Raw genomic sequence first — 10,616 nt, forward strand, 5'->3', positions numbered from 1 at the left:
GAACGCATTAGCAAAAGGAGGGGCAAAAAAAGAGCCATTATCGCTATCGCCAGAATGATACTCACCGCTGTTTACAACATGTTTGTTACCGGTGAAGAATGGAATCCGAGCGATTTGTACAAAATTGATATGCCACAGGAAATCCTGGAAAAACAGAAGGAGAAAGCCATTAAACAGGCTATAAAACTCCTTGTTTCCAATGGCGTAATTAAAACTCGCGATATTTCCCTGGCTTAAACAATTATTATTAAATTTTCGAGGATCCATAAGGGTCTTAGTTAAGTTTGCCCTTTTTACTGCTACGGATAGACTTTTTCACGCTAACCTCCATGAGCCGCATAGCGGCCACAAAACTGTAATGAAATTTGTTTCAATAAAACAATATTTATTTTTTATCAGGTTTCTTCAAGTACTTCTCAAAACCATCGCTGTACTTTATGCTGCCGTCCTTAAATACCCACATGGCTTCTACATCAGGCATGGAATTTACATATTCCAGCGCCTTGTCAAAGGGAAGTATGAACGCTGCCTTTGCTGTGGCATCGGCCACTCCCGAATCCTTGCAGAGAATGGTTGCCTGCAGATAATTGTCGGCCGGGAACAGTGTGTCGGGGTCAATGATGTGGTGATAGCTCTTTCCGTTGACAATGTAATATCTTTCATAAACTCCGCTGGAAACCAGGGACATATCTGATATATATACAATATCCAGCGTATTTTTATCACTTTCCTTGTCAGGATTCTGGACACCCACATTCCACATCTCCTGTTGGGAGCCCTTGCTGCCAATGGCCCTGACATTGCCTCCGACACTTATCAGCCCTGAAGTAAAGCCGTTTTTAGCAGCATTCAGGCAGACCTGTTCGGTGGCATACCCCTTGCCGACTCCGCCCACATCCAGACTCATTTTGGGATCTTCAAGAAAAACCGTGGAATTGGTTTCATCAATTATTACCTTGTTTATATCGGTATGCTTTTTTGCTTCCTTGAGCTCTTCCATATTGGGCAGGGTTGCATTGGCTTCATCTGCCAGTCCTTCTTCCCTGTGCTTGTGCCATATTTTAAGAACCGCCCCCAGGGCTATATTCAATTTTCCGTCTGTATTTTTATACCACTTCTTCGAAAAAAGAAGCAGGTCGATTATTTTCCTGTCAACTTTTACAGGCTTTATGCCTGCATTGTCATTTATGGTTTTAATATTGTTAATACCGGGATAATCATTGTATATGTCATACAGCTGATGATATTCCTTGAGTGTGTCATATACCAGCTGGGATTGTTTTGTAAACTCTTCCTTACTGTCGGAATAGGCTACAATCTGTGTCACAGTATCAAACAGTTCCAGGAACTGTGCCTCATAACGCTTCTTTTCAGGTTTTCCGCAGGAGGTTATGTTAAAAACCGTTGCCAGTAATAATATTATTGCGATAATCTTTTTAGACAAATTCTCACCTCAAATGGTTAGAGAGGTAGTTTGAACAACTACCTCCCATTGTTTATAAAATACTATACTTATCTTATAATGCTATTTTAGATTTTACAACTTAAATAATTTTTATTACTATTTAGCAGATTTTGAGGCTTTTTCAATAACGCTTGTAAAGTCGGAGATATGAACTGTAACCGAACTTGTCAATTCAGCGGCTGTTGCAACACCTTCTTCGTTTACTGCTATGCCCTTAACCTCGTCAACTGTTTTTCCAACAACATATTTTGAGAAGGCATCTGCCTGTTCAGACCATTCCTTGCCGATCTTTGATGCCTTTTTCATTCCATAGGCCTCACCCAGCTCATCCTTTGTCTGTAATTGAGCTTTTAAGTCGGAAGTGATCTTTCCTTCTTTTGAGAAATTGACATTTGACTGTGATGCATCTATAACGCAGCTTGTTATTTTTCCTGACGCATCAAAAGTAGTTGCAGTGTAGTTTGAGTAAGCCTGAGCCAGACCATCATTTTCACCCGCATCCTTTGAACCGGAAATGCTTGTTACTATTGCAAGGCCCAGTTTGTCACCGGCTTTTGCACCTAAATCCTTGGCATTGTTGACAGCCTTTTCGACAGCAGCTACATAATCAGAGATATGTATTGTCACAGATGTTGATAATTCAGCATCAGTAGTAATACCTTCCTGATTTACAGCAATACCCTTGATTTCTGCAACTGTCTTTCCAACTGCATAGTCAGCAAAGGCATTTGCCTGTTCAAACCATTCCTTGCCAATCTTTGAAGCCTTTTTCATACCGTAATCCGCACCGAGTTCCTGTTTGGATTTGTATTCTGCTTTAAGGTCTGAAAGTACTTTACCTTCTTTTGAAAAATTGATTTTTGTCTGGGCAGTATCAATAGCACACTTCACTATTTTGCCGTCCTTATCTACGGCTACTGCGACGGCAACGGAATCAACTTCTGCCAATCCGTCCTTCTCTCCGGCATCAGTGGAGCTTCCGGCAGTAGATATAACTGCAAGTCCGGTCTTGACCGCATCACCTGTGCCCTGTTCGGTATTTGATGTTGTACCCGGTGCAGTACTTGCTGCACTGTTGGTATCTGTGCCTGGTTGAGTTGCTGTTGATCCGCAGCCTGTTACAAAAGTAACGGCAAGAACCAAAACCAGTACAAGTGAAAGTAATTTTTTCATAGTAGTTCCTCCAAATAGATTAATTTGTTTTATTTATTTGAAACCAGCCTGTTAAAAGCCGGTAAAATAAATCTTAAGAGAGTTGAGGTTGCTATTCCGGCAACCACGCCAGAGATTAAAAGTACGGGAAGATATACCCATAGATACATATTGTTGTAAATAAACGATACAACAATAAACTGTCCCACATTATGCATTATTGAACCAAATATGCTCAAAGCCAGATAGGATATCCTGTCTTTAAAAACAAATATCAGCAATGACATTACAAGGACAGAAAGTACTCCTCCGCTGAAACTTAAAAGTCCGGCTATAGGACCCCTGGTCATCACCACAAACAGGCCTTTTAAAACAGCTATTGCAAAAGCCGGTTTCTTATCCAGAAAAAACAATGCATACATAACAGCTATATTTGAAAGCCCCAGCTTTATTCCTGGAACCGGAACCAACAAGCTTAAGGAGGGCAGCGAGTTTTCAACAATTGAAAGTACCAATGCCACGGCAAAAAGTAACGCAGTTAAAACCAGAAGCTTTGTTTTTGAAAGATTGCTTTTTATTGAATTCATCTTCAGCCGTTACCCTTTCTGCAGCAGTATATAATGGGCAGTAAATGCCTGCCCCTTTTCACGATTTGGTAATTTCATTAACCTATAATATCAATATCCTGTTCTTCATGTCCATCCTGCGGGACGATTTTAAGGAAAATTTCATTTGGCAGACAGGCGGCTGTCTGGCCTACCGTATTCAGTTTTCCTGTTTTTATACATATTTTATCGGGGCAATCGGAATGTTCAAAGGAAATATTTCCGTCAGGATCAAGATGGAATATTACATTCTTGTTCTGCGGTATGGAGAAATGAACATCCTTCCCCTTTGTAAGATCTATTGATTCAATCAGCTGTGTCTTATAGTATATTTCAGCCCTGGCAGGCTTTTCAGCAAAATTTAACTTATATATGAACATAGATAATATACCAATTAAAACAATTGTCAAAACAAGTATGATGTCACTTTTTTTGAAAAACTTCATGTAATCCTCCGTTCTGGTTAAGACTGGTGTTAATTATTTAACCAAGTCAACTAGAATCTTCCCAAAGCCGCCGGTTTAAGTTTGGAGCTGCAAAGGCTTAACAGTAATTGACTTTATGGCCCCTAAAATAATCCCGAGATAAAAATCGTCAAAGTTAGGAAGGCCATAATAATTATATAATTTTTAATAGAACAGATAAAAGTTTTTTCCTTATCCTGAAGTTTAAAAAATTCATTAATATTTTTTTGAACCATTACCAGAGTAAGCAGAGTTATCAGACATATGGGCGAAATAACCTTTAAGCATACCAGCAGTACAACAGCTGCGTAGGGGATATAATACAGGGCTGCAAACAAATACAGAGCAGGCTTTCTCCCCAGATAATACGGAAGGGTATAACGCATGACGGCTATGTCCTTATCCACGTCACAAATATTGTTGGCAAGCATTATATTCGCGGTAGTACAGGCAGGAGCTACCGCAAGCAGCAATATGGTTACAACCGGCATTACGTTTATATTAAGACTTATGGTCTCCCATCCAGGCTTTAAAGTTAAATAAGTGCCCCGGGGCATATTGACATACAACAGGATTAAGGGTATCAGCACTCCGTAAAAAACTCCGGAAAATATCTCTCCCAAAGGCATTCTTGAAATGGGTACAGGCCCGAAGGTATAAAAAACGCCGCACAGAAAACATACCGCACCCAGCAGCAGCACTACCACGTCGGTAAGATAGGCCAGATACAGGCCGGCACCTGCAGATATCCCGAATAATACATATATTATCAACAGAGCGGTCCCTCTTTTGAAGCCGAGGTTCTGATGATTGGTTTTGGAATCAATATAATTATTTATGGCTGTCGTAGTCAAATCAAAGACAAACATCGAAATGAAAAATATAAGTGTCAGTCTCCAATTAATAGGTTTTCCGGCATAAAAAATATAAGCTGCCGTCAATAGGAATGCAAAAATACTTGTTATCTTGGTTTTAATTTCGGTATAATTCAGTAATTTCAGAACCATTCATTCACCTGCATCATTCCGGCTTTAAATCAGGATTTTCCGTAAGCCTTATCAAGGACGTATATAAGCTTTGACCGTTTATCGGAAGAAATATCAAGCTGTTCTATCAACTTCATTGATTTATCATAATACCTTCCGGAAATCCCGTGTGTGTAATCCAAACCGCCTGTCTGAGAAACAGCAGTATTTATTTCCTCTCTTGTAAGGCTGTTGCTCCTGGCTTTTTCCTTTAACCCCAGCATCTTCTGAAAGGCATATATCAGCGGCAGAGTTATAACCCCCTGCTGGTAATCGGACTGTACCGGTTTTTTTGCAGCTTCCTCGGTTTTTTCAAAGTCCATGCAGTCATCCTGAATTTGAAAAATCATTCCGATATACCTTCCCAGGCGCATGTATTTATTTAAGGTCTTATCTTCAAGCTCAGGGGTTCCTTCGGTTTTCTGCGAATCGTAATTGCTGAGTACAGCCCCGGCACAGAAGGCTGCCTCAAACAAGGCAGCTGTTTTCCCCGATATTATCTTCAAATACTTAAAGGCCGATAAATCAAGAAAACCGTTGTTGATATGCTGGTTTAATTCCCCCAGGCACACTCTGCTCACATAGTCGGGCAGGTTCAGTTTGATATAGTCTTCTCTGTTCGGAACCGAAGCAGCCATTTTCAAGGCAATACTAAGCAGGTAATCTCCGCAGATAACCGCAGTTTTTTTTCCGTACTTCTTCTGCAGGGTAACCTGCCCCCGCCTGATACCGGCATCATCCATAACATCATCATGCACCAGTGTTGCCAGATGGAGCAGTTCAATAGCCGCAGCAAAACTGACGGCATTAGGATGGATATTTCCTTCCCTGTTCTGAGCACATATGAGCAGTGAGACGGCCCTGATGTATTTGCCTGTCGAGGCCGTCAAATGCTTGGTATATTTACGGATAATGACGGGAGCAGCAGACAATGCATTGTTTACCTTTTCCTTCACCAGTTCCAGTGCTCCGTCATAAGCAATAAATTCAAGATCTTTATGTGGCATCATGTTTTCATTAGTCATTATAAATATACAACCTTTTCACAATAGGTAGTTTCTTCCATTGCTTTTTCAGGAACGGCATTGCGTAGTAATCCAGGCCAAATGTTCTTCCGGCACCGATAAGCACGGCTATTGCAGCAAATATCATCCAGAAGGTTCCCAGATAAAGTCCTGTTGTACATACAAACATAAACTGAAGTACCAAAGACAGCGCTGATGCAGGTGTTGTGAACAGACCGCCGATAAGTGCCAGACCTATCAGTATTTCAGCTATTACTATGAAGCCCTGCATGAATAACTGCATCGAATTGTTGTGGATAACAAACTTGTCCAGGAACCAGTTCATCAAAGGCACATCAATCCTAAAAGCGTAATCACTCAATGTGGAGTGGGCCAGATCTTTGCCGCTTACAAAAATCAAACGGAATAAACCGAGAAAATCAAAATTCATTATAGCTGTTCCTATGGATTTTACCGCTTCCTGCACCGTACCGTCTGTTGCGGCACCTGTGCTTGTAGCTGCACTTACAGCATCAACAGCCGCTTTCACGGTACTTTCGGCAGCACCCGTGCCGGTGGCTGAACTTACGGCATCCACTGCACCCTGACTACCGGCAGCTGCGGCAGTTGAGGTTGCAAGAATGCTGTTGTACCAAGAGGCGGCTCCTCCGAAAAATCCGGTAAGCTTGGGTGCGGTCAGCCAGCCTTCAACCACTTTCATAATGCCCTCAAAGAGCCATACGGCACCCAGCCAGACTCTTAGAGCAACCATCAGGAAGCTTGGTGTTCTGTTGGAAAAATGCCCGCCCACAAAGCTTCTGCAATTTCTGATTGTAAAAAACTCATGTTTAATGTAGCTGAATATTTTATTCCAGCCCAATACCTGTATAAAATAAATAATATTGATAAAGTGTTTTGCAAACATTGCAAAAAAGGATGGCAGATTGAACATGTGATTTGGCAGGCCAACTCTTGCAACTCCGTACCGTCCGCCTACACATACCATTACACCGTGGAAGGCTGGCTTGTAAACCTCCATCTCCCCTTTTCCTGTAATTGCACAATATATATTATTCGCACATGTTGCCGCACTATGCTCACAATTTTCTACCATCTGGGGAACAGGTCTTTCTTCTCCTTCAGGAATGTAGAACATATTGTCACCTACGACATAAACGCGCTCATCATTTAACGATCTGAGGAAAGAATCGGTTTTAATGCGTCCTCTGTTGACCGATTCAAGATTTTTAGCCGCTTCATTGGTAATATCGGAACCTTCGATACCGGCGGTCCAGATAACTGTTCCGGCTGTATATCTTATACATTGGCTGTTCTTCTTAACTTCAATGAAGTCTTCTCCGACGCCGCAAACTCCGGAATTCAGCATCAGCTTTACACCCATTTTTTCCAGGCGCGCTTCAACCTTTGCAGACAGCTTTTCAGGCAATATCGGCACCGCCCTTTGCAGAACGTCAACATTTACCATCTCTACAAATTCTCTGTCTATCTCGTATTTTTCGCAGAGGAAAGGAACATATTCGGCAAGTTCACCGACCATTTCCACACCGGTGAATCCGGCTCCTACCACATAAAAGGACAACAGCCTTCTCTTCCTTTCAGGATCTGTTTCAATTGCAGCCTGTCTGAAGCAATTATGAATATGATCCTTCAATTTTACCGCATCGTCATAGGACCAGAGCTTATGAGTGTACTCTTCTGCACCGGGCACACCAAAAAAAGTCGGCTTTGAGCCGGCAGCAACAACCAGGTATTCATAATCATATTTGTTATTCTTACCGGTGACCCTGTGGTTATTAAAATCTATGGATTCGACTGTGTCAAGCACTACGTTTACTTTTCTGCCGGCGAACACTTTTTTAAGGCTTATTTTTATACTATCTTCGTCCACACGGTTTGCAGCAACCTCGTGCAATTCGGTCAGCATAGTATGGAAGGGATTCTTGTCAATGATTGTTATAGCTACGGTATCATCTTTTTTAAACTTTTTAGCTAGCTTCTTTGCTGTTAGTATTCCCGCATACCCAGCTCCGATAACCAAAATATTTTTTTTCATATTTTCCTCCAGCAGTATTATTCTGAATAATTACATTTTTCAACAAATTTCAACATTTACATGTTTATAATTTTAGCAAAAAAATTATAAACAATCAATAAACTTGTTAAGTTTTTGACATGCAAATACATATAAAAATTATGGAAATTGTAATAATTGAGCAATAGTATAATTAATACCACCAATAACTCAATATAATCACTCCTGAAAACAATTTTTTTCCATGTAAATGCACTCTAAAACTTTGAGAACAAAATATCTATAAAACAGTATTCATTTGTATACCATTATATAACAAAACACCCTACTTTATCAAATATCAAACTGATTATCCGCCATCGAAAGCGGCAAACTATTATTTATATGAGTTTTCAGTGGACTTTGCAGGGCTATAAAAACAAAAGAAAACCTGTCCAATCCTGGGACGGTTTTCAATGGATAAATGCCAGGCCTGCCAACCTCAATAAATTGCAGGCCCCATTAAAAAGTACACGCCTTGAAATTGTGGTGAACTGTAGAATTTCAGCATGTACTTTGTGAGCAATGTATATAAAGATGTCCTGATTATACCTGTTTTTTAGGGACAACTATCATTATCATGTTTCTTCCTTCAAGTTTTGGAAGCTTATCCACAGTTCCAAACTCTTTGACTGCGTCAGCGAACTTTTCCAGTACTTCTTTTCCTGCACCGGTATATCTCATTTCTCTTCCCCGGAATCTTATTGATACTTTGACTTTATCTCCGTTTTGCAGAAATTTCAAAGCGCTCTTCAATTTTACCTCAAAGTCATGTTCTTCGATTCCGGCCGACAACCTTACTTCCTTCAAAGAAACAACCTTTTGATTTTTCCTGGCTTCTTTTTCTTTTTTCGCCTGTTCGAAAACACTTTTGTTGTAATCTATTATTTTGCAGACCGGAGGTACGGCATTAGGCACTATTTTTACCAGATCGAGCTTTTTGGCAAAAGCCAGCTCCATTGCTGCTTTTGTCGGCATAATTCCCAGCATTGAGCCGTCGCTGTCTATGACACGAATTTCATTATCCCTTATTTCCTCATTTAATTGCAATTCATCTTTCTTAATAATATACACCTCTTTTTTATTTGTTTTTTTGTTTACAAAACATGTAAAATTTAAAAATTGGATATTCCACTTTTATATTTTATCATATATTTTAAATTTTAACTAAAAAAGGAGAGTTGACACTCTCCTTTTGATTTTACCATCTGTTTCCGCCACCAAAGCTTCTATTTCCATTTCTGTTGTTATTGCCTCTTTGCTGCTTTCGAGCTGCTCTGCAATCGGGACATCTTTGGGGCTCATTGTCAAAACCCTTTTCCTTGTAAAATGCTTGTTCATTTTCACTAAAAATGAACGTTGAGTTGCAATCTCTACATGTTATAGTCTTATCTGCCATATTCATATTACCTCCTTTAAATATTTGGATTCAGAATTCTCAGGCAAGCTTACCCCAACGATAATTAAAGGAAGTTTTGTCTATTAATAAATAACCCATAGAATGCATTATATCATTTCTTAATCAAAACTACAAGCAAAAAATTAAAAAAATTTAATTTTTTGCCACTTTTGTATGCAGTATCCATTTAATGTCAAATCTTCAAACCATCTTCAGTCCATTTAAAGTGAAAATTTTATTTATGTTGAGTATCTCAGCGTCTGATTGGGCCGAATCCAGGGTATCCCTGTACAGCTTCTCAACCAGCTCGGTTTTATCCATTTTCTTGTATGCTCCGGCGAGACTCACAGCCGCAGTCAATGTGGATTCAATATTATAAGCCTTCAAAAATAATTTGGAAGCAAGTCTGTATTTACCTTTGGTCATTGATTTTTGACCTGCTTTAAGCAAATCACCAATAGAACTATAATTATCTACCTCTTCATTTTCTTCATTATCCTTTTCAATATCGTTAAGGTTATTAATAGCCCCCCTGTTTTCAGGATCAATATCCAGAGCTTTTAAATACATCTGTTTTGCCTCTTCGATATTATCGTTTAGCCTATAATATTTTGCAAGCCTGGTACAGGCTGCACAGTTATTCTGATCCCGCTTCAGGATAGCCGCATTAATATTGTAAGCCCTTTCTCCCCATTCATTTGCTACAGCCATTTCACCTGCTTTAGCTATTAATTGTTGCAAGTTTATACTTCTTTTCATTATATCCTCTTTTCTTTAAAATATATTAAAGCGGGAAACTCAAATTGAGTTTCCCGCTCTATAATTCTGCGTTTTAAAAATACGCGTCATCAGGCAGTTGAAAAAACAATAATACTTATATTATAACATTAATATTTGTTTTTTTATATGGGAAGTCATGTTTAACCCTATAAAATTTTTGATAATACTTTCGATAATACTATAGAAATCACAATCGGATTAAAATATAAAAAATCTTATACTTTTCAGCCCATAATAAACAAGCTGGTTTTATCAGGCCTGTGACTGGTAAATTATATCTGCCGTGGTACCGGAGCCCGCCACGGTGGATCTGTAGGCTACTCTTGCAAAATTTGCGAATCTGGTGGGAGTTAAAATATCTGCCGAGGCCGCAGCTACTTCAAATTCCGTACTGTCATCAATCCACAGGGTATTGTCGGGGCTTATCTGAACCTTTACCGTAACTGAATCCGCACCGGTATTATTAACAAAAAAGGAATATTGATTTTGCAATGAAATATCCCTTGCTGTTGAACCGGTATAGGTATCTGCTGTTGTCACGCTTTCGGACTGGTTTGTAAAAGTCTTGGATGGGGCTACCTGCAGCACTCCGGTTATATCGGTCTTCAACGCCCTGTTGTCGGTGCCGTC

11 protein-coding genes and 1 pseudogene are annotated in these 10,616 nt (G+C 39.8%); 1 reads left to right on the plus strand and 11 read right to left on the minus strand.

The window, feature by feature from the left end:
- Nucleotides 1–237, plus strand: a pseudogene (locus T344_RS28750) (IS110 family RNA-guided transposase); the annotation flags it as partial.
- 148 nt (nt 238–385) lie between these two features.
- Here T344_RS28750 and T344_RS0119025 read toward each other — a convergent pair.
- The 11 genes from T344_RS0119025 to T344_RS31175 all read right to left on the minus strand — a co-directional run.
- The gene (locus tag T344_RS0119025) at nt 386–1,444 is read right to left on the minus strand and encodes an FAD:protein FMN transferase (protein WP_027630005.1); all 1,059 of its coding nucleotides are present in this window, start codon (nt 1,442–1,444) and stop codon (nt 386–388) included.
- A 117-nt stretch (nt 1,445–1,561) separates the two neighbouring features.
- Nucleotides 1,562–2,638: a hypothetical protein gene (locus T344_RS0119030; RefSeq protein ID WP_027630006.1), complete on the minus strand. Its 1,077-nt coding sequence runs from the start codon at nt 2,636–2,638 to the stop codon at nt 1,562–1,564.
- Between the two features lie 29 nt (nt 2,639–2,667).
- The gene (locus tag T344_RS0119035; RefSeq protein ID WP_027630007.1) at nt 2,668–3,204 is read right to left on the minus strand and encodes a Gx transporter family protein; all 537 of its coding nucleotides are present in this window, start codon (nt 3,202–3,204) and stop codon (nt 2,668–2,670) included.
- Nucleotides 3,205–3,281: 77 nt separating this feature from the next.
- Entirely contained in the window at nt 3,282–3,668 is a 387-nt protein-coding gene (locus T344_RS0119040; protein ID WP_027630008.1) for a NusG domain II-containing protein, read from the minus strand.
- A gap of 122 nt (nt 3,669–3,790) precedes the next feature.
- Nucleotides 3,791–4,693: a UbiA family prenyltransferase gene (locus T344_RS0119045; protein WP_027630009.1), complete on the minus strand. Its 903-nt coding sequence runs from the start codon at nt 4,691–4,693 to the stop codon at nt 3,791–3,793.
- Between the two features lie 29 nt (nt 4,694–4,722).
- On the minus strand, nt 4,723–5,736 hold the full coding sequence (locus tag T344_RS0119050) for a polyprenyl synthetase family protein (protein WP_027630010.1): 1,014 nt from the start codon (nt 5,734–5,736) through the stop codon (nt 4,723–4,725).
- On the minus strand, nt 5,729–7,789 hold the full coding sequence (locus T344_RS0119055) for an NAD(P)/FAD-dependent oxidoreductase (protein WP_027630011.1): 2,061 nt from the start codon (nt 7,787–7,789) through the stop codon (nt 5,729–5,731). The genes T344_RS0119050 and T344_RS0119055 overlap by 8 nt, the downstream gene beginning before the upstream one ends.
- 564 nt (nt 7,790–8,353) lie before the next feature.
- A complete protein-coding gene (gene infC / locus T344_RS0119060; RefSeq protein ID WP_422784866.1) occupies nt 8,354–8,857 on the minus strand; it encodes a translation initiation factor IF-3 in 504 nt (167 codons plus the stop codon).
- Between the two features lie 151 nt (nt 8,858–9,008).
- Entirely contained in the window at nt 9,009–9,206 is a 198-nt protein-coding gene (locus T344_RS30520) for a zinc-ribbon domain-containing protein (protein WP_004627885.1), read from the minus strand.
- 201 nt (nt 9,207–9,407) lie between these two features.
- Nucleotides 9,408–9,965 (minus strand): tetratricopeptide repeat protein, encoded by a 558-nt coding sequence (locus tag T344_RS0119070; RefSeq protein ID WP_027630013.1) that lies wholly within the window; start codon nt 9,963–9,965, stop codon nt 9,408–9,410.
- Between the two features lie 273 nt (nt 9,966–10,238).
- Nucleotides 10,239–10,616 (minus strand): DUF6385 domain-containing protein (locus tag T344_RS31175; RefSeq protein WP_242842111.1); only part of this gene is annotated, 378 nt, incomplete at its 5' end.

Source organism: Ruminiclostridium cellobioparum DSM 1351 = ATCC 15832, assembly GCF_000621505.1.
Classification (GTDB): Bacteria; Bacillota; Clostridia; order Acetivibrionales; family DSM-1351; genus Ruminiclostridium; species Ruminiclostridium cellobioparum.

What these genes read in the sequence shown, in the direction of transcription:
- T344_RS0119050 (WP_027630010.1), bottom strand. Translation starts at nt 5,736, where the DNA reads ATGACTAATGAAAACATGATGCCACATAAAGATCTTGAATTTATTGCT.
- T344_RS30520 (WP_004627885.1), bottom strand. Translation starts at nt 9,206, where the DNA reads ATGGCAGATAAGACTATAACATGTAGAGATTGCAACTCAACGTTCATT.
- T344_RS0119055 (WP_027630011.1), bottom strand. Translation starts at nt 7,789, where the DNA reads ATGAAAAAAAATATTTTGGTTATCGGAGCTGGGTATGCGGGAATACTA.
- T344_RS0119070 (WP_027630013.1), bottom strand. Translation starts at nt 9,965, where the DNA reads ATGAAAAGAAGTATAAACTTGCAACAATTAATAGCTAAAGCAGGTGAA.
- T344_RS0119030 (WP_027630006.1), bottom strand. Translation starts at nt 2,638, where the DNA reads ATGAAAAAATTACTTTCACTTGTACTGGTTTTGGTTCTTGCCGTTACT.
- T344_RS0119035 (WP_027630007.1), bottom strand. Translation starts at nt 3,204, where the DNA reads ATGAATTCAATAAAAAGCAATCTTTCAAAAACAAAGCTTCTGGTTTTA.
- T344_RS0119040 (WP_027630008.1), bottom strand. Translation starts at nt 3,668, where the DNA reads ATGAAGTTTTTCAAAAAAAGTGACATCATACTTGTTTTGACAATTGTT.
- T344_RS0119045 (WP_027630009.1), bottom strand. Translation starts at nt 4,693, where the DNA reads ATGGTTCTGAAATTACTGAATTATACCGAAATTAAAACCAAGATAACA.